Origin of the sequence: Psychrobacter sp. ANT_WB68 (assembly GCF_008369115.1) — a bacterium.
GTDB lineage: Bacteria > Pseudomonadota > Gammaproteobacteria > Pseudomonadales > Moraxellaceae > Psychrobacter.
The window spans coordinates 152,147-175,174 of record NZ_VOAZ01000003.1 but is presented as its reverse complement, the minus strand read 5'-3'; the positions used below and the strand labels follow the sequence as shown (position 1 = coordinate 175,174).

Annotated in this window: 19 protein-coding genes and 2 tRNA genes; 6 read left to right on the top strand and 15 right to left on the bottom strand. The window is 42.1% G+C overall.

What is annotated here, in order from left to right:
• Positions 1–11 precede the first annotated feature (11 nt).
• Positions 12–1,124, bottom strand: a complete 1,113-nt coding sequence (locus FQ084_RS09250) for a hypothetical protein (RefSeq protein ID WP_149490351.1) — start codon at positions 1,122–1,124, stop codon at positions 12–14.
• Positions 1,125–1,538: 414 nt separating this feature from the next.
• On the opposite strand from FQ084_RS09250, the gene FQ084_RS09245 reads away from it, so the two are divergent.
• The 4 genes from FQ084_RS09245 (at position 1,539) to FQ084_RS09230 (ending at position 5,243) form a co-directional block, all read left to right on the top strand.
• A complete protein-coding gene (locus tag FQ084_RS09245; RefSeq protein WP_149490350.1) occupies positions 1,539–3,722 on the top strand; it encodes a M3 family metallopeptidase in 2,184 nt (727 codons plus the stop codon).
• Positions 3,723–3,980: a YheV family putative metal-binding protein gene (locus FQ084_RS09240; RefSeq protein WP_149490349.1), complete on the top strand. Its 258-nt coding sequence runs from the start codon at positions 3,723–3,725 to the stop codon at positions 3,978–3,980.
• Positions 3,981–4,101: 121 nt separating this feature from the next.
• A complete protein-coding gene (locus FQ084_RS09235) occupies positions 4,102–4,632 on the top strand; it encodes a hypothetical protein (protein ID WP_149490348.1) in 531 nt (176 codons plus the stop codon).
• A 26-nt stretch (positions 4,633–4,658) separates the two neighbouring features.
• Positions 4,659–5,243, top strand: coding sequence for a hypothetical protein (locus tag FQ084_RS09230; RefSeq protein WP_149490347.1), 585 nt, complete (start codon positions 4,659–4,661; stop codon positions 5,241–5,243).
• A 122-nt stretch (positions 5,244–5,365) separates the two neighbouring features.
• Here the strand turns inward: FQ084_RS09230 and pnp are convergent, their stop codons facing one another.
• From pnp to tpiA, 14 genes are all read right to left on the bottom strand, one after another.
• Positions 5,366–7,462 (bottom strand): polyribonucleotide nucleotidyltransferase, encoded by a 2,097-nt coding sequence (gene pnp / locus FQ084_RS09225; RefSeq protein ID WP_410477342.1) that lies wholly within the window; start codon positions 7,460–7,462, stop codon positions 5,366–5,368.
• A 732-nt stretch (positions 7,463–8,194) separates the two neighbouring features.
• A complete protein-coding gene (gene rpsO / locus FQ084_RS09220; RefSeq protein ID WP_058023603.1) occupies positions 8,195–8,461 on the bottom strand; it encodes a 30S ribosomal protein S15 in 267 nt (88 codons plus the stop codon).
• Positions 8,462–8,824: 363 nt separating this feature from the next.
• Positions 8,825–8,998 carry a hypothetical protein gene (locus tag FQ084_RS13270; protein WP_188032942.1) on the bottom strand — a complete coding sequence of 58 codons (174 nt, stop codon included), beginning with the start codon at positions 8,996–8,998 and terminating at the stop codon, positions 8,825–8,827.
• Between the two features lie 65 nt (positions 8,999–9,063).
• Entirely contained in the window at positions 9,064–9,225 is a 162-nt protein-coding gene (locus FQ084_RS13265) for a hypothetical protein (protein WP_188032941.1), read from the bottom strand.
• An 84-nt stretch (positions 9,226–9,309) separates the two neighbouring features.
• The gene (locus tag FQ084_RS09215; RefSeq protein ID WP_149490345.1) at positions 9,310–9,834 is read right to left on the bottom strand and encodes a type 1 glutamine amidotransferase domain-containing protein; all 525 of its coding nucleotides are present in this window, start codon (positions 9,832–9,834) and stop codon (positions 9,310–9,312) included.
• A 355-nt stretch (positions 9,835–10,189) separates the two neighbouring features.
• The gene (gene truB / locus FQ084_RS09210; protein WP_149490344.1) at positions 10,190–11,266 is read right to left on the bottom strand and encodes a tRNA pseudouridine(55) synthase TruB; all 1,077 of its coding nucleotides are present in this window, start codon (positions 11,264–11,266) and stop codon (positions 10,190–10,192) included.
• A gap of 8 nt (positions 11,267–11,274) precedes the next feature.
• Positions 11,275–11,679: a ribosome-binding factor A gene (locus FQ084_RS09205; RefSeq protein ID WP_149490343.1), complete on the bottom strand. Its 405-nt coding sequence runs from the start codon at positions 11,677–11,679 to the stop codon at positions 11,275–11,277.
• Between the two features lie 286 nt (positions 11,680–11,965).
• Positions 11,966–14,695: a translation initiation factor IF-2 gene (infB, locus tag FQ084_RS09200; protein ID WP_149490342.1), complete on the bottom strand. Its 2,730-nt coding sequence runs from the start codon at positions 14,693–14,695 to the stop codon at positions 11,966–11,968.
• Between the two features lie 164 nt (positions 14,696–14,859).
• The gene (nusA, locus tag FQ084_RS09195; RefSeq protein ID WP_149490341.1) at positions 14,860–16,344 is read right to left on the bottom strand and encodes a transcription termination factor NusA; all 1,485 of its coding nucleotides are present in this window, start codon (positions 16,342–16,344) and stop codon (positions 14,860–14,862) included.
• A 157-nt stretch (positions 16,345–16,501) separates the two neighbouring features.
• A complete protein-coding gene (gene rimP, locus FQ084_RS09190) occupies positions 16,502–17,002 on the bottom strand; it encodes a ribosome maturation factor RimP (protein WP_149490340.1) in 501 nt (166 codons plus the stop codon).
• Positions 17,003–17,531: 529 nt separating this feature from the next.
• Positions 17,532–17,608, bottom strand: a tRNA-Met gene (locus FQ084_RS09185).
• A gap of 134 nt (positions 17,609–17,742) precedes the next feature.
• Positions 17,743–17,827 (bottom strand) — tRNA-Leu (locus FQ084_RS09180).
• A 242-nt stretch (positions 17,828–18,069) separates the two neighbouring features.
• Positions 18,070–18,378, bottom strand: coding sequence for a preprotein translocase subunit SecG (gene secG / locus FQ084_RS09175; protein ID WP_025652589.1), 309 nt, complete (start codon positions 18,376–18,378; stop codon positions 18,070–18,072).
• A gap of 266 nt (positions 18,379–18,644) precedes the next feature.
• Positions 18,645–19,445 (bottom strand): triose-phosphate isomerase, encoded by an 801-nt coding sequence (gene tpiA / locus FQ084_RS09170; protein ID WP_149490698.1) that lies wholly within the window; start codon positions 19,443–19,445, stop codon positions 18,645–18,647.
• 428 nt (positions 19,446–19,873) lie between these two features.
• On the opposite strand from tpiA, the gene pilB reads away from it, so the two are divergent.
• Positions 19,874–21,583, top strand: coding sequence for a type IV-A pilus assembly ATPase PilB (pilB, locus tag FQ084_RS09165; RefSeq protein ID WP_149490339.1), 1,710 nt, complete (start codon positions 19,874–19,876; stop codon positions 21,581–21,583).
• A 209-nt stretch (positions 21,584–21,792) separates the two neighbouring features.
• Positions 21,793–23,016 (top strand): type II secretion system F family protein, encoded by a 1,224-nt coding sequence (locus FQ084_RS09160; RefSeq protein ID WP_149490338.1) that lies wholly within the window; start codon positions 21,793–21,795, stop codon positions 23,014–23,016.
• The last annotated feature ends 12 nt before the right edge of the window (positions 23,017–23,028 follow it).

Here is a 23,028-nt window from a genome sequence, read left to right as displayed (position 1 = left end):
TCAGCAATCAATTAATAGCGAGTCACCAGAGCAATTGGCTGATCTTCACTCATAATATCTTGTGGCATAAAGACAGCTTTACCACCATTATGAATGACATGCTCGATAATTTCGCCAATCGCATCATCAGTGACACCTTCTGCCGTAGCATCTTCTGCCATACTCAGTGTCTGCGCTTTTTCATCAATCTTCGCAGGTTGCATATAACCACGACGGACATATAAGGTCTCGCCTACACCTTGAAAAGCACTACGATAGACTTCTTGTAAGTCTGTCTGCAGCATATTTGCACCGCGAGCTTTATCAATCTCACCCAAAGCAGTTTGATGTAATGACGACCGATAGCCCTCTACGGCTTCCTGTACACTATCAACAATATGCTGTGCACTGCCTTCTTCTAAATTAGTGGCATTTGAAACAGTGGCAATGATATTTTCTGGACGATCACAGACATCTTTGTAGTAACCAATATTTTTGGTGTCACCAACGATGACAAGCGGCATTTTATTCTCGCCCCACAGCTCTTGAACACTTTTATCCACTTGGTTAAAGAAGGCTTTCAAATAGCTACTTTCGTTATTTGACGAGCGATCTGAACCGCTATCACCTGTGGTATACAGCCCATTATTTTCGATAGGAAATGGGATGTTTTCCATATTATTTTGCGCAGCATCATCTTTATCAAATTCTTTGATAACTCGATCGTTAGAAGCTTCAATCAAACGGGCGTTATCACGCGTCAATACGACCGTATAATAATGAACCGCACTTGCCATATCACGCACCAAATCACGCGTAGCGAATCTATCTGAGATGATCACACGTTCTTTGGTATCGATTGGCATACGGATAACTTGTACATCATCCATACTGGCAAATATCGCCAACGTATCTAGATTATAATTATGGTTAAAATCACTGGTTTTATTTTTGATATTTTCTAATATAGTGGTTGCTGTACGCTTATCATATTCATTGGTTAAGCGCTCTTCGACGACTTTTAATTGGTTTTTTAGAGCGATAGGATCCTTTTCATTATCAGGATGCTCACGGTGAGTTTTGATAAAAATACTAACTGCTGGGTTGGCCTTCGTCTCACGTAAACTTTTAAGAGTTGCTTTCATAAATACTGCTCCTTGTTTTATTATCATTGGTTTGCACGTTAAAGTAGATTTTTTATATTTATTGGTTATTTTAGAAATTATTTCACTAGTAAATAAGTCTGTTTTTCCACTTCCCTTACTATGATGCTAACAATTTAACCCCACTCTCTATAGGGTCAATTTGCAAGCAAATGATGACGGTTTGTAAGCGAAGCTTAATCAACTTTACTTACAGTCAATAATTGCAGTCAATAATTGCAGTCAATGTATTGCCAGCTATGATCATTTTTAAAGACGCTACTTTAAAACGATATATGCAGCACTGGGTTGTATTCCAAGCGAGTGATACCCATCTTTTAGATAACCTATATAACAACCCTTGTATAACAACATTCTCAATCAATAATAATTCGTTCATTAATATTGGATATTCTTATGAGTTCTATTTCTCCAAATTTACGCCTTGTCGATTTTGACAATGTCTCGCCAGACACTTTAAAAAACCAAGTTATCAGTGCTATTGATGCGGCTAATACATATTTAGATGACATGAGCGCAGATACTGACAGCAATAACCGGTCTGCTGATATTAGTGCTGAGCAAGCACTGACCGATATCATGGCTTTTGATCATATTAATCTGGCTTTAGATCGCAGTTGGGGTATTTTGTCGCACCTCAATAGCGTGATGAGCAATGACGACATCCGTCATGTCCATCATGAACTGCTGCCCAAATTGTCCGCTTATGGCACACGGGTGGGACAGCATCAGCCGTTATTTAACCGCTATCAAGTTATCATTAGTGATACAGAGTTTTTTGCTGCCCTTGAGCCAGCACGGGCGCGTGCTATCGAGCTTGCACTACGTAGCTTTGAGCTGTCAGGGGTCGCATTACCAAAAGCTGAGCAAGAAAAATTTGCCGCTATTCAAAGTGAGCTATCGACCTTATCGGCGACGTTTTCAGACCATATATTGGACGCCACCCAAGTATATGCTCTACCGCTTAAACAAGAGCAATTAGCAGGTCTAACCGAGAGTGGTTTGGCGCTACTGGCAGATGCAGGCGAACAGTATAAAGCCCGCGAGCTTGCCAGCGGTACGCTCACGCAAGCAGATATCGACGCGTTGCCGAGCCCTTATTATGTGGCAAGCTTAAATATCCCGGTTTACCTTGCCGTCATGACTCATGCGGATGATCGCAATCTGCGTGAAACGTTATATCGCGCTTATGTTACCCGCGCCTCTGAGTTCGATAAGCACACCAATGCCAAAGGCGAATCACTCAATAACGCCGATATCATGAGTCAAATCCTACAATTGCGTGAGAAAAAGGCCAAGCTATTAGGTTTTGATAATTATGCAGAAGTCTCACTATCGACCAAGATGGCAGATAGCGTGGCAGAAGTTGAAAGCTTTTTACGGGATTTGGCGGAGCAAGCGACTCCAGCCGCTAAGCAAGATTTAGCACAATTGCAAAAATACGCGCAGGATGATGGCATTACTGACTTACAGCCGTGGGACAGTGCTTATATCGCCGAAAAAGTAAAACAAAGCGAGTTCAGCTTATCGCAAGAAGAGATACGCCCGTACTTCCCATTACCCAGAGTGATTGGCGGTTTATTCGCTATCGTCGAGCGTTTATACGGTATCAAAGTACAAGAGCAAAGTGAATCCGTGTCGCGTTGGCATGATGAAGTCAGTTTTTATCAGTTGTTTGATGATGATGATAACTTACTTGGTGGTTTTTACTTTGATTTATTCGCTCGTAGTGGTAAGCGTGGCGGCGCTTGGATGAGTGGTTTCCAGTCGCGTTATATGTATGCCGAGCAAGATCATGAGCAGCTACCCGTCTGCTTTATGGTCGGTAACTTCACCCCTGCCCTTGATGGAAAACCAAGCTTGTTGACGCACGATGAAGTATTAACCTTATTTCACGAGTTTGGTCATGGTCTACATCATTTATTGACCCAAGTGACGGTCGGTGATGTCGCGGGTGTCAATGGCGTTGAATGGGATGCGGTCGAGTTGCCCAGTCAGTTCATGGAAAACTGGGCGTGGGATGCTGAAGGTATTGCACTGATTAGTAGTCACGTCGAGACCGGCGAGCCATTACCAAAAGATAAGCTTGCCGCCCTACTAGCGGTAAAGAACTTCCAAAGCGGCATGCAAACCCTGCGTCAAATCGAGTTCGCCCTGTTTGACTTATTGATTCATGCGCACACGCCAGCGCTTGATTATGACGGCATCCTCACCACCTTAAATGCAGTACGTGATGACATTGCTATCATGCAGACACCTGACTACAATCGTTTTGCCAATGGCTTTAGCCATATCTTTGCAGGTGGCTATGCGGCAGGTTATTACTCTTATAAGTGGGCAGAGCTGTTGTCGGCGGATGCCTTTAGTAAGTTTGAAGAAGAAGGTATTTTTAACCCAGTCACCGGTAAAGCGTTTCGTGAGACGATCTTATCGGTCGGCGGTAGTTTCCCTGCCAAGACCAACTTTGAGAATTTCCGTGGTCGCAGTGCCAGTATCGATGCCTTACTCCGCCATAGTGGTTTCGATACTGTTCATAATATCGATGCTGTTAAGAATGAAACGAAACGCGAGGTTATCTAAATGCGTTATCAATCATCAACGCCAAAGCGGCGATTTTTAGCGGGCGTTCGTTGTCCTAAATGTCAGGCGATGGATGCAGTAGTACAAGTAAACATCGCCATACCCGAGCCAGATGAGTATATCGAATGTACGCAATGCGGACATACAGAGCATCGCCCTGACCCTGATGTCATCAGTGCCAAAAATCATTTAGAGGATCAGCTGACTCGCGATGCGATGGCGACAGGTACCAGCGGTACAGTGAAGTTTAAGCCATAAATAATAAAACACGGGTCGTCAAGTCTTAATAGCTACTAGCCTATCTACCAATAGATAGGCTTTTTATTTTGAGTTTGCTATAGTATGCCTACTTATATCTTTGACATAAATCGATCCTTGTATGAATAAAAAAGAGACACGTCCTTTATCCGCTCATTCATTGAAAAAACAATCCACTAAACCGCGCCAAAAATGGTGGCCAATTATTATATTGGCAGCATTATTGATTGGTTACTTGGTTTGGAAAAATAATTCGCCTGACGCAAATATTACGCCTGTTGAAAGTACGCCACCGACTACTGAGCAAGACAGCGCTGTGCAATCAGATACTACGCCATTAGGTAATGATAATGCGTTAAATACTGATGCGTCGATTTTAGATACCGATGGTTCTGCCACCACAGACAGTCAAATGCCTGATGCTGAAGCCATCTTAAATGCACCTTTACCAGAAACAGATAGTTTAGCGAAAGAAGAAATTGATCGTTTAGAAGACGAGCGTAAGCGCTTAGCAGAGCAAGAGAAGTTAGCGGCTGAGCAATTGGCAATGAATAAACAGCTGACAGAGATGAAAGAAGAGCAAATCGCGTTGCTTGAAGAACAAATTGCCCAGTTAGAAGCCGCTGAAGGGGCTAAAACCAGCGCAAAATAATATCATTTTTATAGAGGGGCTGATAAATGGCACATCTACAACTCACCCATGCCCCTATCTTAAATAGTAGCGCACAGCTACTGATACTGCCTGTTAATAACGCCGGTATCCTTTTAGACCCTATCCTCGCACGAACCAAAAACCTATATCCAGACAATTACCAACGCTACTATCGTGCTTGCCGTGATGGTAGCTTAGTGGTCGGTAGCTGTTTACTGCATAAACGCTCACGTGAGCAGGCGGGACTTGGCGTCAGTAGTAATGGGAACCAACCAAATTATATTGCCAATCTCGTGATATCAGACCATCCCTATCATCCAACCAGAGCTCGTTGGTTGACGACAGCTTTACTTGATTTACAACAGCAGCTCATTCCACTTATCCGTTATCAAGGCATCCGTAGGATTGCATTGTTAGCGCGTCCACTTATCTCTAGTCAGGGACAGAATATTCCTTTAAAAAACAGCGACAATGATAGTAGCGATGATGAAATAGCAAAATCCATTGCTCTAGATTGGTATATCGATATACTACCGCTCCTTAACGCTCATCTACAAGATTGCCCCAAGCTACGTATCGATATTCACCTTCCTAAAGACATCAATATATAAATCACTTTCTCATTGTCATTATTTTTTGAGCACATAAAAAAAACCGCCTTGAGTGCTAATTATCAGCAATCGAAGCGGTTTTGCAAGTTTTGACTAGGTCAAATTACATCAAATATCGAGGATTAGCTTTGCTCGATACCTTTCATAGTCAGCTTGATACGACCACGATTATCAACGTCTTGAACCAATACTTTAACGATTTGACCCTCTTTTAGATAGTCAGATACATTCTCTACGCGCTCGTCTGCAATTTGTGAGATATGGACGAGGCCGTCAGTGTTTGGCAATACGTTAATGAATGCGCCGAAGTCAACGATACGAGCAACCGTACCTTCATAAGTTTTACCCACTTCCACTTCTGCGGTGATTGCTTCGATTTTACCGATAGCTGCTTTGGTTGCTGCTTTGTTTTCACCAAAGATACGAATCGTACCGGCATCATCAATATCGATAACCGCGCCAGTTTCTTCCGTTAGCTGACGAATCGTTGCGCCACCTTTACCAATCACATCACGAATTTTATCAGGGTTGATTTCGATAACGGCATAGTTAGGAGCATGGGCGTTGATTTCAGTACGGCTTGAAGGCAATACTTTGTTCATCGCCTCTAAGATGTGGATACGACCTGCATGGGCTTGCTTAAGCGCTTGCTCCATGATATCGGCGGTAATACCTTCGATTTTGATATCCATCTGTAAAGCAGTGATACCGTCTTTTGAACCCGCTACTTTAAAGTCCATATCGCCAAGATGATCTTCATCACCTAGGATATCAGACAATACAGCAAAGCGCTCGCCTTCTTTAACCAGACCCATCGCGATACCAGCAACTGGTGCTTTTAATGGAACGCCAGCGTCCATCAATGCCAAACTTGCACCACAAACCGACGCCATAGAAGATGAACCATTTGATTCAGTGATTTCTGATACCACACGAATCACATACGGGAAGCGTTCGCTATCTGGAAGCATCGCTTCAACACCGCGGCGCGCTAAGCGACCATGACCGATTTCACGGCGTTTTGGAATGCCTTCACGACCGGTTTCACCGACTGAGAAATGCGGGAAGTTATAATGCAACATGAAATGGTCACGAATCGTACCAGCCAATGAATCAATCATGTTTACATCACGCGTGTTACCAAGTGTGGTGGTAACCAATGCTTGTGTCTCACCACGGGTAAACAATGCTGAACCATGAGTGAATGGTAATACGCCTACTTGTACATCTAGAGCACGAACGGTCTCAAGATCACGACCATCAATACGTGGCTTACCTGACAAGATATTGTCACGAACGGTACGGTATTTTAGGTCATTATAGATTTCTTTTAGCTCAGAAACAGTATCATTATAGGTTTCTGCTTCCGGGTCACCCGCCAATGAATCAATAATCGCTTGTTTGATTTCATCAAGCTTGGTATAACGCTCTTGCTTATCCGTGATGGTATAAGCATCAGCAACTTGCTCGCCAAACTGCGCTTTCATGCTAGTTTCTAACGCTTGATCGCGGACAGGCGGCGTATATTGCTGCTTAGCAGTACCGATTTCTGCTGCCATTGACGCGATATTATCGATAACGATTTGCTGCTGCTGATGACCGTATAAAACCGCACCTAGCATTTGGTCTTCAGACAATTCTTTCGCTTCTGACTCAACCATCAAAACGGCAGATTTGGTACCAGCAACCACTAAGTCAAGGTCGCTCTCTTTGAGCTGCTCAAGCGTTGGGTTAAGAACGTATTCACCATTGATAAAGCCAACACGAGCAGCAGCCACAGGGCCATTAAATGGCGCATCAGAGATAGCTAGTGCTGCTGAAGCACCGATTAGCGCAGCGATATCTGCAGATTGGCTCTTATCTGATGACACAACCGTTGCCGTGATTTGAATTTCGTTCACATATCCTTCAGGGAATAGTGGACGAATAGGACGGTCAATCAGACGCGAGGTTAAGGTTTCAGCTTCGCTTGCACGGCCTTCACGTTTGCCATAAGCACCTGGGATTTTACCCGCTGCATACATTTTTTCTTGATAGTTCACGGTCAATGGAAAGAAGTTTTGCCCTTCTTTAGCATCAGACTTTACCACGGCTGCTACTAATACAGTCACGCCGCCCATATGGACTAAAATAGAGTTTGCTTGACGAGCGATACGGCCCGTCTCGATAACAACCTGCTGGTCACCGTATTGGAATTCACGCTTAACGGTATTAAACATTGTCATATAATTTTCCTAATATTGACTGACGAAAGTGATATCAGCACTATAAAAAGCTGATATTTGTCATTTAAAATTCTTTAGATGTAGCCACCACTTACTGACATTAATTCAGTTAAAAAACTGCGTCAATTAGCGCTGGCTTCAACATCTACTTATCCGATGCATCTGCATTTATTTAAAATATAGCGTGTACTTATGATATGTTTTCTTATTCAAATCTGGTTTTCTATGCTTACTATTAAAGGCGCGGCCAAGTCAAAATACGTTAAAACCCAACATGACGCTGCTTCCTTATTTTCTTTAGTAAGGTATTTACATTATTCGTCTATGCTATCTAGACAGTCATCACATAAGGGTAAGCTATATCAATATTCGCTCGAGCGCCAGTATGACTCTAAAACTCACAAGGCATTATTTTACAGTGATTTATGACGATTGACCAATGAAATACAAAACCATCTGCTTATTGATCACTTCCACTTTATAGATGCGAACAAATAATTGTCTATAATTCAATTATCGTATGGCATGAGATTTTAGTATTAAAATCAAATGAACCATACTAATAAGCATAAAAAAACGGCGTGAAACTATTCCACACCGTCTTTAGAAAAAATCTATTTTATCAAGTTCAACAAGCAAGTTCCAAATGGTTTAGCAAAAAATCTAAAATGCTGCCACTTTAAGCTACATTCTAATTTAGCGACCACTCGTACTATTGTCGCCAAATTAACGACGTAGACCTAATTGGCTAATAAGGGTGGTATAGCGACCAAGATCTTTACCTTTTAGGTAGTCAAGTAGTTTACGACGCGTGTTAACCATACGGATAAGACCGCGACGGCTATGATGGTCAGCTTTATGCTCTTTAAAATGGTTTTGTAAGTCATTAATACGAGCACTTAACAAAGCTACTTGAACTTCTGGTGAGCCTGTGTCGTTTTCGCCACGTTGGTACTGGGCAATGATTTGTTCACGATCGGTATTAGTTAGCATAAATCTCTCCGGCAATGCTATAAGTTCCGAGATGTACTTAACATTTAAGCATCAAGGAACGATAGAATAATAAATAAAATAGTTTAATCGTCATTCAGAACAACCCTGCATTACTAGAGTTGACCTAGTGTACGACAAACTTATCAATAATAACGTTTATCCAAAAATAGCCTAGAATAAGATAAAACATCCGTTAACTTAGACTTTCACCCAAGTAAGGATAACACCCAATCTAAAACGATATTCAAATATGACAGCGATTATAGCAAAAAACCGCTGAACTAGCAGCAGTTTTTAGTAGTTTTACAGTCTAATTTGAAAAAATTTAATGACTAGCAGTGATAATATTGAACGTATAATCATTTATTTTTTGACGTCATCTTGCGTGGCAGTGCCACCAAGGGCGTCATCATTAAGCGGCGCAGTCGTTATCTCTGCTAAGCTATCAGGGCTAATATCTTCGTTAGGATTGATGTCTTCTGCCTGTTCTTTAATTTTTTGTTCTTGTTCATCCATGTGCTTTACTGAATCAGTCATAATAACTCCTAATTATAATTACTGAATAATTTTGCTCTTACTAATCATATATCATTAAAAATTAACTATTTATCTTCTTTAGTGTTTTTTAAATTATCAGCAATACGGTCAGCTGCTGCTTCGGTATTCTCAGTATGATTATTTTCAGTTTGACCTTTTAACGCAGCTTTCGCTGATTCAGAACGCTCTTGCTCAAGCTTTGTATCATTTGGATTCGAGTTTGACATAATAGCTTCCTTTTTATGGTTGTCATTAGTAATAGAAATTAAACCAGATATATATTATTCAATACTGGTGGTTCAATGTCGCGCCTAGGATAGCGCCTTATCAATGGCTGCAACAAAGTCTTCGATATCATCTGGATTACGCGAGGTAATCAGATTACCGTCTATTTGCACGCTTTTATCTACAAAGGTTGCCCCAGCATTTTCTAAATCAATCTGTAATGTATGATACGCAGTCAGGGTTTTACCTTTAGCTATGCCAGTATTTATCAATGCCCAAGGGGCGTGGCAAATAACAGCCATTGGCTTACCGGCCTCATTAACAGCATTGATAATACTATGCGCTTCTTTATTGCCACGTATGCTATCGGCATTTACGGTACCACCGGGCAGTACTAACGCATCATAATCAGTAATTTTTGCGTCTTTAGCAAATAAATCGGCAGTAAAAGTATCGCCTTTATCAACGTCTTGCTGCATAGCTTGCACTTGTTTTTCTTTATCGGTCGTAATAAGAAGCGTCTTATAACCTTTGCCTTTTAGCTGGTTATTGACCTCTTCATACTCTGCCTGTTCAAAGTTATTGTGTACTAAGAAAGCAATGGTCTTCATGGTAATCCTTATACTTTAATTTATTAACTTCGTTGTTTTATAACTATATTTTCATTATTATCTTCACGTTAAAACTCAAACATTATCTTTATATTAATTAATATCTTTTTATTTTTATTTAAATAGCTCATTTTTATAGTTATATCTTTGGCTGCTTAATTGACTCGCATTTTATTTTCTTATTTTTATATCCTTGTCGTGCTTTCCCTAGCTGACTTAACTAAGATACAAAAAAAGCAGGTTTCACTATAGGTGAAACCTGCAATAAAATGTGATGATATGTGATTAGTGTAAACTCTTAGTAAGTTTTACCTAGTTTCATTTATGTAAGCTGAAACTCATTTAAAGACTTTTATCATAATTGAATCAACTTTTTAGGCTGTAATCGACCATTTAGACTTAGGGCTCCTAGACCAATAAACTGCCCTAGCTCATCTACTAAGCGGATATCTACTGGTATCTCATGCAGTAATACCGGTTCTCCATCGTATTTATTGTCATCACTATCTTGTTGCTTGGCGGCATTCTCATCATGACATTGCTGTTGCTCGATGGCAGCTGCAAGATAACTTTGTAAATCTTCAGTTAACTGCTCAATGACATTTAAGCGTTGACCCATTTTGACACGGGCACATTGTTGGGCAGTTAATGTAAGCTCAGCTTCAAGGTTGATGCAAGCATCGACTGGTAATAAATACCTCTGACGATCATCTAAAGCTAACGCTTCTAATTCTGCTAAACCAATCGCATCGTCAATACTAAAATTACCGACTTTTATACGCCGTAAAGCGGTCAGATGTCCTAACGTACCCAGTACTTTAGCGATATCTTCTGCTAATACACGTACATACGTGCCCTTGGAACAAGTCACTGTTAACTGGATTTGCTTATTGTCTATCTCTTTTAAATCGATTGCTTTGATGACAATATCTCTTGGCGGGCGATCGATCTCGATGCCCGCACGCGCATACTCATACAGTTTTTTGCCATCTTTCTTTAACGCAGAATACATCGGTGGAATCTGCTGCTGAGCGCCTAAAAACTGCTGCGCAACCTCTTCTAACGTTGTCGCATCAAACTGTGGAATAACTTCCTGAGCGACAATCTGCCCATCGGCATCGCCCGTATCCGTCTGGCTACCCAACAAGATGGTCGCTTGATAAGATTTATCAGCATCAAGTTGGTAGTGACTGAATTTGGTCGCTTCACCTAAGCAAATAGGCAGTAAACCCGTTGCCATAGGATCAAGCGTCCCAGTATGACCCGCTTTTTTACTGTCATGATGGGGTGATTTGAACAGGTATTTTACCTTTGACACCACTTGCTGTGAGGTCATACCTTGAGGCTTATCCACTAAAATAACACCATTGACTTTTATCTTATCAGGCATCTGTTTAGTCTTTGTAGCAGCTTTTGTAGAGACTATCGACATAATGGCTTTTACTCGTTGATTTCTTGCTCTTCAGACTCATTTTGCTCAGTTTTAGTGACCGCTTTACTAATAAGATCCATCATATAGTTACCACGAGCTGTAACTTCATCATAATGGAAGCGTAGGCGCGGTGTCGTACGAGTCTTCAGACTGTGACTCAATTCGGTACGCAAAAAACCTGCGGCTTTGTTCAGGACTTTGATGCTGTCTTCATGGTTAGACTTAGTCATGGCATCGTTGAGCTCAGGCTCCATGATGGTGACATAAATATCAGCGTAGCCCAAGTCTGGACTGACTTTAACACTAGAGATGGTGACGAAACCCGTCAGACGCGGATCATTGACAGCATCACGAATAAGGACAGCAAGCTCACGCTGAATCTGATCAGCTAAGCGTTGTAAACGTTGGTTCATGTTATTACCCTGTTTGTCATACGGCTTATTTTTATTAATTAAAATGCGGTAGTCTATTAAGAAGCCATCGTTAAACGTTAAAAAACGATACTTAGTACACCATCGTTAGAAAACAATGAACTTCATATAATGAGATTAAATTTAAAACACCCAATCTTTGATAAAAAAGGCCTAGCAGGGTGTACCTGTTAGGCCTAAGTACAGCTGAATATTAAGAAATTATCCACTCGACTTAATCATCTAAAATGATAGCAAAAATGGATAACTTCATTATTGAGCAACCGCTTTAGATAGTACGTGCGAACTCTTGGATTTCAAAGACTTCGATTTTATCGCCCGCTTCGACATCATAACCACGAACCGCTAGACCACATTCCATACCGGTACGTACTTCATTGACGTCTTCTTTATAACGACGTAATGATTGCAACTGACCAGTAAAGATAACTTGGTCATCACGCAATACGCGGATAGGTTTGTTACGATAAATCGTACCTTCAACTACCATACAACCAGCAGCGGCGCCAAATTTGCTAGAGCGGAATACTTCACGAACGTCTGCAACACCCAATATCTTCTCACGATGTTCAGGAGCCAACATACCACTCATCGCAGCTTTGACATCATCAATCAAGCCATAGATAACACTATAGTAGCGAATATCCATGTTAGCAGTATCTGCTTTACGACGTGCAGTTGCATCTGCACGGACGTTGAAACCTAATAATACCGCTTCACTAGATTCTGCTAATGTCACATCAGATTCAGAGATTGGACCAACCCCTGAGCTAATGACTCTGACTTTAACTTCATCAGTTGATAGCTCATTCAATGCAGCAAGTAACGCTTCAAGCGAACCACGAACATCTGTTTTTAGAACGATATTCAAGAACGACACATCACCTTGTTCCATCTGATCGAACATGCTCTCTAGACGCATGGCGTTCTGACGCTCAAGTTGACGCTCGCGCTCACGATTGGTTCTAAAGTCAGCAACTTCACGGGCTTTTTTCTCATCGGTTAAGACTAAGAATTCACTACCTGCAGCAGGCGTTTCAGGTAATCCTAAAATCTCTACTGGAATAGAAGGACCTGCTGACTGAATACGATTGCCATGCTCATCGGTCATCGCACGAACTTTACCGTAATGCTCGCCTGCTAACACTAAGTCACCTTGTTTCAAGGTACCTTTTTTAACCAGTACACTGACAACTGGACCGCGACCTTTTTCAAGTCTTGACTCAATAACCACACCTTGAGCAGCGCCATCTAACGGCGCTTCTAGCTCCATCAGTTCAGCTTGTAAACTGATAAGTTCTAATAGCTCATCAATACCGTCGCCTGTTTTGGCTGAGATACGAGCCATTGGGGTATCGCCGCCCCACTCTTCTGAAACCACTTCTTTAGCAGTCAATTCGTTAAGAACGCGATCAGGATCGGCACTTGGCTTATCCATCTTGTTGATAGCAACAATAATAGGTGTACCAGCGGCGCGCGCATGATCAATCGCTTCTTCCGTTTGTGGCATCATGCCATCATCAGCAGCGACAACAATCACAACGATATCCGTTGCTTGTGCACCGCGTGAACGCATAGCACTAAAGGCGGCGTGACCTGGGGTATCAAGGAAGGTAATAACACCACGTCCAGTTTTCACATGATAGGCACCGATATGCTGGGTAATACCACCGGCTTCGCCAGTTGCAACCTTAGTTTCACGGATTTTATCTAACAGTGAGGTTTTACCATGGTCAACGTGACCCATAATAGTGACGACTGGCGGACGCGTTTGCACGTTGCTGCTGCGCTCATCAACTGCATCTTGTAGATCGTCTTCAACTTTCGTATCACTAACAGGTACTGGGTTATGACCCATTTCTTCAACGATCAGGCTCGCTGTCGCTTGATCAATCGTATCTTCTTCGCGTGCAATTTCACCCATTTTCATGAGTAATTTGGTTACTTCACGAGCTTTAACTGCCATACGCTGCGCCAAATCAGAAACAGTAATATGTTCACTGATTTCGACATCATAAATGATTTTATCGAGTGGCTTTTCAAACTTATGCTGTGAGGCTTGCGTTGAACGTAAGCCATTTTTGCGGTTTTTGATTTCACGCTCATCTTGATTCTTACGACGACCACGGCCGCCACGAGCACTAGTAGTACTGGTGCCACGCTTGATTTCACGACGCTCTTTTTCAAATGACTCTTCTAGCGCGTCACCGACCAAACCTTCAGCTAATGGTTCGTCTTTACGAACTTCAGCAGCAGGCTGATCGGTATATTTACCAGCCATTTTACGCATTTGCTCAAGCGTACGTTTTTGAGCTTCTTCGGCTTGCGCGCGGCGTGTTTCGGTTTCGATTTCGCGTAGACGGGCTTCTTCTTTCTCACGGGCTTCGCGAGCTTTACGCTCAACAGCGGTTTCGACTTTTGGTTTCGTCGCTGCAACTTTTTTCTTTGGTTGGTCTTTTGGCTTAACTTCTACTGCCGCTTTACCGCCCTTTTTCACAACCACTGAGGTTGAGATATCATCATTCTTATCGTCTGACTTTTTACTAGAACCCAAGCTTGCACGCATCGCCGCTAAGGTAGCCGCCTGACGTTCTTCAGATTTTTTCTTAGTAGCTGCACGTTCTTCAGCGTCTTTAGTCGCACGCTCTTGGGCTTCAATCATTGCTTGCTCGCGAGCAGCCAATTCTTCAGCCATTTTTTCTGGGTCAGGCTTTTCGAATATTTTCTTTTTACGCACTTCCACATTGACGCTCTTAGATTTACCTGAAGAGCCAGTCACGCGCGCGGTGCTAGTCGTTTTAGATTTAAGACTAATACGACGCTTTTCTTGCTGACCATGACTTTGCTTTAAATACGTCACCAACTTCTCTTGCTCAAGCTCGGTGACTACGTCACCCTCTGCGCGAGCAGGCAGTCCAGCGTCTACCAGTTGCTGTTGTACAGCACTTGCGGTTTTGCCTACCATATCTGCCAGTTCTTTGACGGTCTTATCTGCCATTTATTATCACCTACTGTCTATTATTTGCTATATGTTCAATTCAGTTGTTGGCTACAAATGATTGGGTTAAGGCTGGTAGTTATGTTGCATTTGATTATGTTACGTTGCACCAGCCCTTATTATCGATAGCATATCACTAAAAGACAGCGATATGCAGTTACCGCTTATTCATTGAACCAAGATTCCCGAGCTTTCATGATGAGTTTTCCTGCTGTTTCGCTATCTAATCCTTCGATATCTTCTAGATCGAAGACGGCTTGTTCTGCCAAGTCATCAACGGTAATGATGTCTTTTTGGGCCATTTTATAAGCCCAACTGACCGTCATTCCTTCAAGATCTTGTAGTTCTTGACTTGGCTCTTTCATGTTCTGTTGTTTGACCAATTCATCGGCGATGACAACTTCTTTCGCACGCTCTTGAATCATGTCAATCGCTTCGTCGTCTAGACCTTCAATATCATAGAAAGTTTCGACAGGTACATAAGCGACTTCTTCAATACTGGTAAAACCGATATCGACAAGCGCTTGTGCTAAGTCTTTATCGACTTCTAGGCGCTCATAGAATAGTTCAATAAAGGCTTTCGATTCGTTTGCTTGACGCTGCTGATACTCTTCTTCTAGCATCATGTTGAGCTTATAGCCTGTTAATTCAGACGCTAAACGCACGTTTTGGCCTTGTGAGCCAATCGCACGCGCCAACTGATCATTGGTGCTAAAGATAATATCCGCAGTTTTAGTATCTTCATCGAGAATAATACTGCTAACGTCAGCTGGCTCTAAAGCGCTGATGATAAATTGGGCAGGATCATCTGACCACACCACCACGTCAATACGCTCGCCATCAAGCTCTTGCTGTACCGCTTGGATACGCGTACCGCGCATACCGATACAAGCGCCAACTGGATCGATACGATGGTCGTTGGTCTTCACGGCTATTTTAGCACGCGTACCCGGCAAGCGAGCAACGTTGCGAATTTCAATAATTTGTTCTGCAATCTCAGGCACTTCTTTTTGCATTAACGCTGAGAGCATTTCAGGATGGGTACGTGATAATAATAACTGCGCACCGCGATTTTCACGGTTAACATGATATAAAATGGCATTGATACGCGATTTTGCGCGTAATTGCTCACGTGGCAGCATTTGGTCACGTGATAAATACCCTTCAGCGTTGTCACCTAAATCAATGATATAACCATCGCGAGTCTGTTTTTTGACTTCGCCATACATCATCTCGCCAACGCGTGGCTCAAAAGCATCAGCTACTAAATTGCGCTCCGCTTCACGGATTTTTTGGATGATAACCTGTTTGGCTTGAGTGGCAGCAATACGACCAAATTCAATCGATTCGATTTGCTCTTCTTTGATATCACCAATTGACCATTCATCTTGGTCAAGATCGGTAATCGCAAGCTGACACGCAGGCATCTCATGGTCTTCATCTGCAACCACTGTCCAGTAACGATAAGTATCGTAATCACCCGTCGCACGGTCAATTGAAACCCGCACTTCTACTTCCGGCTGATCGGTATATACTTTTTTCTTAGTGGATACCACCAAAGCATCTTCGATTGCTTCAAAGATATCTTCAGGATTTAAGCCCTTTTCATTACTGACAGTTTCTACTACCGTTAAGATTTCACGACTCATGCTATACCTGTCCTATCGTTTTATAATTGACTTAAACTTTATCGTTAGTGTGTTGACGTTATATTTTCACCGTAAGCTATAAGCTGTTTGGAGATTAAAATATGGACTTATAAGGAAGCTGTTTTAAGTAAAGCTATTTTAAAACTAGTCTTTAAAACTAGGCGTCTTCATAAATCAGGTTGGCTTTATCAATATTGCTCAACGCAATCTCAAACTGCTCACCATCGGTGGCAGTCAGTTTTAAAGAAGTAGCATCAATACTGTCTAAAGTACCGGTTGCTTTGCGGCGTTTTTTATCGCCTTCACCTATCGCTTGTATCAAGCGCAAGCTCACTGTTTGACCCACATAGGCATGCATTTGCTCATCGGAGAAAAATGCACGGTCAAAACCGGGTGACGACACTTCTAAGATGTACTCACCAGCAATAGGATCATGAACCTCAAGAATACCGCTCACTTGGTGATTCACTGCGGCACAGTTCTCAATCGTTACTTGCTTATCTTGGGCTTGATCTTCTGGCAATGCCTCAATATAAATACGTAATAACGAGCGACGGCCTTGTGGCGCAAACTCTATACCCCACAGCGCCACATCACAAGCAGCTACCGCAGGAGCAATAATATTGGTCAGTTCTGTAACTTTTGTCGAAAGCTTCATAATCTATTTATCTTTTCCTATTCACTTCTCTAGCGTACTGAGTCAAGTGATTTCAATTTATGCATCGAACTTTCATGAGTTCGAACTTTTTTAATCAGCGCTTTATCATCAAAGCTGTATTCATCGTTGCCTTATGCAGACAAAATCATTACTTCAACCACGATCATCATTTTATTCTTAAAACGTAAACACGTCACTATATATGCTATGCGCTTTATGACTCGTGCTTTTATATAAGGATGAGCATAGAAAACATCAAGCTCAACCATGCAATGCTTATATTATTTATAAAGCAGAACTATCGATAAAAGCGTGAGGAATAAAGGATAGTGTGCTTACCAAGCATCGCGCCGGTCGCGGCTGATGATGGTTAGTAACGAGTAGCATCGTACTCTATAGAAATAGAGCTTAGCATAAGTAGGATAGATATCGCGATAACACCGACCATCAGATACAAAAAAACCCACAAACATAATGGTGGGCTAATCGTTACTGACAAATTTAGTGTACAAAACATCAGTATAAAAAGTGGTAGCGGGGGCTGGATTTGAACCAACGACCTTCGGGTTATGAGCCCGACGAGCTACCAGACTGCTCCACCCCGCATCAATCTAGAACGCGTATTATAGGGAGGTTTTATAGAAGTGTCAATACTTATTTTAAATAAATCCTAAATTAAGTATTGCCGACAATAATTCCAATCTTATACCGTTCAAGTAAAACATCGTACAGATAAAGCTTGGTGCGATTGGGGGGACTTGAACCCCCACAGCTTGCGCCACCACCCCCTCAAGATGGCGTGTCTACCAATTCCACCACAATCGCATTTTTCTCACTGCGCTGTTTTTCACCTTTAACCCATTATAACGGATGCTTAAGGAAGGCATCGAAGGTTAAAGACTGCTAAAAACAGAGAAGCATTGTAAGACTAAGCGCTTAAAATAGCAAGTACTGCCTGTAACAAAAGCCATTCAATCAAAGCGCTTTTCTTTGTCATCTATTAATAGGTAGCTATTAACCGTTATTAAAAATATTAATTATGAACGATAAATAACTACTGAAAACAGCTACTGAGGATTTTGTGTCAAAGGGCGCGGCGTTTGTGGCGCTGAAACTGGCGCATCTAAACGAAATTGGTCTTCTGCCTGTTTACGTGCATGTACGGCAAGCGTCATACTGGTGATAAAAAATATCACCGTTAAAACCGCAGTTGCACGCGTTAAAAAGTTTGCAGTCCCTGCGGCGCCAAATACTGTACCCGATGAGCCCGCCCCAAAAGAAGCCCCAGCATCTGCCCCTTTACCATGCTGTATCAAAATCAAGCCAATCATGGCAATCGCCACGATAATGTGCAGGGCTAATATAAACGTAAACATGGTGGCCTCTTTTGCCGCGTAATGACGACTGATAACGAAAAATAAATCGTAGGGATTAATAATGAAAATGAGTGGTGTTTAACGATTGACATCTAATAGCGTTAATAACGCCAAACCAGTTATATAAACAAAGCGATTATATAAATAAGGCGCATTGTACACGATTGCAAGGGCACTGTTAAAGCCACTTTTACCAACTGCTAAAGACATTTTTTGAATAAAGTAGCCATTTGGTATTTATTAAACGGCTGTTTTATTTGATTTTATTAAGCCGTAGCGCGGTTAAAGGCCTGAGCAATGGCCAAAAAGCTTTCTGCTTTTAATGATGCGCCGCCAACCAATGCGCCATCAATCATGCTATCGGCGGCAAAGCTATCGGCGTTTTCGGCATTGACGCTACCACCATATAAAACAGTCATGTTTTCTAATGCATCATTAAAGCTAGCAAGCGTTTGCTTAATATGTTGATGCGTCGCACTCACCTCTGCCACGGTTGGTACTTTGCCAGTACCAATCGCCCAAACTGGCTCATAAGCGACGATTAAACGCTCTGATAAACCTGCAATAAGTTCGGGGTTTTGCGCAAGTGAGTCCTTAATAACGGCTAATTGAGCATCAATGACTGTAAGCGTTTTTTTCGCATCATACTGCGCTTGGGTTTCGCCAATACAAAATATCACGCCTAAATTTTGCGTGAGCGCATGAGTCATTTTTTGCAATAAGCAGTCATGAGATTCTTGATGGTACTGGCGGCGCTCAGAGTGCCCCAGTATGGTCCATGTTGCGCCAGCATCAGCAACTTGCTGCGCTGAACAATCCCCTGTATAAGCTCCTGTGCCTGCACTATGAGCACCAATATCTTGGGCAGCGCACAACACCGAGCTGCCTTTTAGACGCTTACTGACAGCCGTTAAATGAATAAAGCTTGGTGCAACCATCAATTGACAGCCATCGATATCAGCATGCGCTTTCGTGCTAACGGTAGTTAATAAGTCATCTAGTAGCGCATCGACGTCCTGGCTCGTTGCTGGATTCTGCTTCCAATTTCCAATTATCCACGCTTGCATACTCATCTACCTTGTCTTATCTATTGCTGCCAATATGGCTCATATGCGCGCAAGTATAACAAATATTTCCCAAGTGCTATAGTATAGTGGAGGCAGAATTGGAACTGATATTTTGCCGACTTTTATATTATGTTTTTCTAAGTGGCTATTTCTTATAGACTAACAATCCCATACCCTATATAAAGTCGTTTAATACTACTAAATTCCGATGCAACTCTATCCATAAAAAAATAAAACCAAGACAATCAATCATCTGTATGATTGCCTGTAACAAGCTGGACATAAATGATTGGCACTAGCTTATTAAAAGTTATATAAGTCATTGTCGCTCGTTGGCTCTTAGTCATATAGATATAGAGTGATGTGGTTTCGATAAAATTCAGTCTAAAAAATACAGCCTATTTGGTATCAAGCAAAGAGAGGTCTTAATGTCTATTACAGCCAGCAAATACGGCGGCTTAGCGCAGCAATTGATTAGCGAAGGTATTGTGAGCGAAGCGCATATGAAAACTGCGCAAACGGAGTCACAACAACAACAAATAGGGCTGGTGCCTTATTTAGTCGAGCATAAGCTAGCTAACCCTTATCAAGTGGCACAGATGTTGTCACAAGCTTTTGGTGACCCTTTGTTCGATCTCGATGCGCTAAGCTCAGACGTCATACCAAAAGACTTGGTCGATGAAAAAATTGTCCGTAAGTTTAATGCGTTACCGCTCTTTAAGCGCGGACAGCGCTTGTTTGTTGCGCTGAGTGATCCGACACGTATTGATGCCATCGACGCCATTGCCTTTAACTCACGCCTGTCCATTGAAACCGTTGTCGTTGAAGAAGATAAGCTAAAAAAGCGTATTGAAAACCTTTACGCTGATACTATGCAGAATTTTGATAGTTTTTCTGATAGTGATTTAAATGTAGGCTTTAATGAAAATGATGAAGAAGAAGGTGAAACCAAGCTTAGCGACGGCGTCGATGAAGCACCGGTTGTAAAGTTTGTCAATAAAATGCTGGTTGATGCTATTCGTATGGGCGCATCAGACTTACATTTTGAGCCATACGAGAAAACCTTTCGGGTACGCTTCCGTGTTGATGGCGTCATGCAAAAAATGGCTAACCCGCCGGTACAGCTTGCCAGTAAAATCGCGGCACGTTTAAAAGTAATGTCACAAATGGACATATCCGAGCGCCGTATACCGCAAGATGGTCGTATTAAGCTTAAAATCTCTAAAGATAAAGCCATCGACTTCCGAGTAAACTCTTTACCTACTTTATTTGGCGAAAAGCTTGTTTTGCGTATCTTGGATCCCTCATCAGCCATGCTTGGTATTGAAGCATTGGGTTATGAGCCTGACCAAAAAGAGATGTTTTTAGAAGCCTTACATAAGCCACAAGGCATGCTTCTTATTACCGGTCCCACTGGCTCTGGTAAAACTGTCTCTCTCTATACTGGTATTAATATTCTAAATACTGGCGAAACCAATATTTCGACTGCCGAAGATCCAGTCGAGATTAACCTTGAAGGTATCAATCAGGTCAACGTCAACCCGAAGGTGGGTTTAACCTTTGCCAATGCCCTTAAATCATTCTTACGTCAAGATCCTGATATCGTCATGGTCGGTGAGATTCGTGACCTTGAAACCGCCGAAATTGCGATTAAAGCGGCACAAACGGGACATATGGTTCTCTCGACTCTGCATACGAACTCCGCGCCCGAGACCTTAACGCGCTTACGCAATATGGGTGTTGCCTCATTCAACATCGCAACGTCAGTAAACTTGGTGATTGCCCAGCGGTTGGCACGCCGTTTATGTAAAAACTGTAAAAAGCCCATTAATATCCCCCGCCAAAGCTTGCTTGAACTAGGCTTTAACGATGCTGACTTAGACAATCCAGATAATATCATCTATGAACCTGTTGGCTGTAATGAATGCCGTGAAGGTTATAAAGGGCGTGTCGGTATTTATGAAGTGATGAAAGTCAGTCCTGACATCTCACGCATTATCATGGAAGATGGCAATGCGATAGATATTAAAGATGCGGCGCTAAAAAATGGCTTTAGAGACTTACGTCGCTCTGGCATTTTAAAAGTGTTACAAGGGGTGACCAGTATTCAAGAGATGATGCGCGTGACCTCTGAATAACTATCGTCAAAAATAAAAGCGCTATTATTTGTAATTTCAAGCATGAGTTTTTGTAAACCAGCAATATTACCTAACAGATGTACTTAAATATAAAACAGATATATACTGGCTTTTTACGATAAAATAAAGTATGCCACTTTTAAAGTGCGCATCAGGTATCTTTTATAGCTTTGTAATATCTCTATTAGACAATTTTTGAGGGTAGTAACATGGCAAAAGCTAAAACCGACATGCTGTTAGACTTTGTCTATGATGGGGTAAACCGGCGTGGACAAAAAATAAAGGGCGAAACCACCAGCCGCAGCTTGGAGCTGGCAAAAGCTACTCTACGCAAACAAGGCATCACCGTTAAAGGTATCAAGAAAAAACCAAAGCCACTCTATACTTTTAAAAAGTCTATCAAACCAATTGATATTGCTATTTTTGCGCGTCAATTAGCAACCATGATGAAAGCAGGTGTGCCACTGACCCAGTCTTTTGAGATTGTTGCCGATTCATTGGATAATCCGAGTATGAAGGACTTGGTCTTGCAAATAAAAGCCGATATTGAAGCAGGCGGTACTTTTGCTTCGGCATTGCGCAAGCATCCTCGTTACTTCGATGATCTCTTTTGTTCACTCGTCGATTCTGGCGAGCAATCAGGCGCACTTGAGACCATGCTAGAACGTGTTGCGACCTATAAAGAGAAAAGCGAGCTTTTAAAAGCCAAAATTAAAAAGGCGATGAAATATCCGATTGCGGTTGTTGTCGTGGCTATTATCGTTACTATTATCCTATTAGTTAAAGTCGTTCCCGTATTTGCTGATTTGTTCAGCTCTTTCGGTGCCGAGTTACCCGCTTTTACTCAAATGGTAGTAGGTATGTCTGAATGGATGCAGGCATGGTGGTTTATTTTAATTGTTGTTATTGGTGGTGCCATCATTGGTTTTTCAGAAGCCAAAAAGCGCTCGAAGAAATTTCGTGATTTCTTAGACCGTGCAGTTTTAAAAGCGCCAATATTTGGCAATATTGCTTATCAAGCTGTTATCGCCCGTTTTGCGCGCACGCTATCAACCACTTTTGCTGCTGGTGTACCACTTATTGACGCCTTAGACTCTACTGCTGGGGCAGCAAATAACGTGGTATTTTATAATGCCATTCAGCAAATCAAAAATGATGTCTCAACCGGTCAGCAATTGCAGTTTTCAATACGTTCAACCAATCTATTCCCAAGTATGGCGATTCAAATGGTCGGTATTGGTGAAGAGTCGGGTAGCTTAGAAGAGATGCTTGATAAGGTCGCTGTCTATTACGAAAATGAAGTCGATAACGCCGTTGATGGTTTGACCAGCTTAATGGAACCATTGATTATGGCAGTGCTAGGCGTACTAGTCGGTGGCTTAGTGATTGCCATGTACTTACCAATCTTCCAAATGGGCTCAGTGGTAGGCTAAAAGCCACTGCAA

Coding starts and splice junctions, on each gene's coding strand:
- rimP (WP_149490340.1), bottom strand. CDS start 17,002: ATGAAGCTTTCGACAAAAGTTACAGAACTGACCAATATTATTGCTCCT.
- FQ084_RS13265 (WP_188032941.1), bottom strand. CDS start 9,225: ATGTCAAACTCGAATCCAAATGATACAAAGCTTGAGCAAGAGCGTTCT.
- rpsO (WP_058023603.1), bottom strand. CDS start 8,461: ATGCTAACTAATACCGATCGTGAACAAATCATTGCCCAGTACCAACGT.
- FQ084_RS09160 (WP_149490338.1), top strand. CDS start 21,793: ATGGCAAAAGCTAAAACCGACATGCTGTTAGACTTTGTCTATGATGGG.
- pilB (WP_149490339.1), top strand. CDS start 19,874: ATGTCTATTACAGCCAGCAAATACGGCGGCTTAGCGCAGCAATTGATT.
- truB (WP_149490344.1), bottom strand. CDS start 11,266: ATGTCGATAGTCTCTACAAAAGCTGCTACAAAGACTAAACAGATGCCT.
- FQ084_RS09205 (WP_149490343.1), bottom strand. CDS start 11,679: ATGAACCAACGTTTACAACGCTTAGCTGATCAGATTCAGCGTGAGCTT.
- FQ084_RS09230 (WP_149490347.1), top strand. CDS start 4,659: ATGGCACATCTACAACTCACCCATGCCCCTATCTTAAATAGTAGCGCA.
- pnp (WP_410477342.1), bottom strand. CDS start 7,462: ATGTTTAATACCGTTAAGCGTGAATTCCAATACGGTGACCAGCAGGTT.
- tpiA (WP_149490698.1), bottom strand. CDS start 19,445: ATGCAAGCGTGGATAATTGGAAATTGGAAGCAGAATCCAGCAACGAGC.
- FQ084_RS09215 (WP_149490345.1), bottom strand. CDS start 9,834: ATGAAGACCATTGCTTTCTTAGTACACAATAACTTTGAACAGGCAGAG.
- FQ084_RS09240 (WP_149490349.1), top strand. CDS start 3,723: ATGCGTTATCAATCATCAACGCCAAAGCGGCGATTTTTAGCGGGCGTT.
- FQ084_RS09250 (WP_149490351.1), bottom strand. CDS start 1,124: ATGAAAGCAACTCTTAAAAGTTTACGTGAGACGAAGGCCAACCCAGCA.
- FQ084_RS09245 (WP_149490350.1), top strand. CDS start 1,539: ATGAGTTCTATTTCTCCAAATTTACGCCTTGTCGATTTTGACAATGTC.
- infB (WP_149490342.1), bottom strand. CDS start 14,695: ATGGCAGATAAGACCGTCAAAGAACTGGCAGATATGGTAGGCAAAACC.
- secG (WP_025652589.1), bottom strand. CDS start 18,378: ATGTTTACGTTTATATTAGCCCTGCACATTATCGTGGCGATTGCCATG.
- FQ084_RS13270 (WP_188032942.1), bottom strand. CDS start 8,998: ATGACTGATTCAGTAAAGCACATGGATGAACAAGAACAAAAAATTAAA.
- FQ084_RS09235 (WP_149490348.1), top strand. CDS start 4,102: ATGAATAAAAAAGAGACACGTCCTTTATCCGCTCATTCATTGAAAAAA.
- nusA (WP_149490341.1), bottom strand. CDS start 16,344: ATGAGTCGTGAAATCTTAACGGTAGTAGAAACTGTCAGTAATGAAAAG.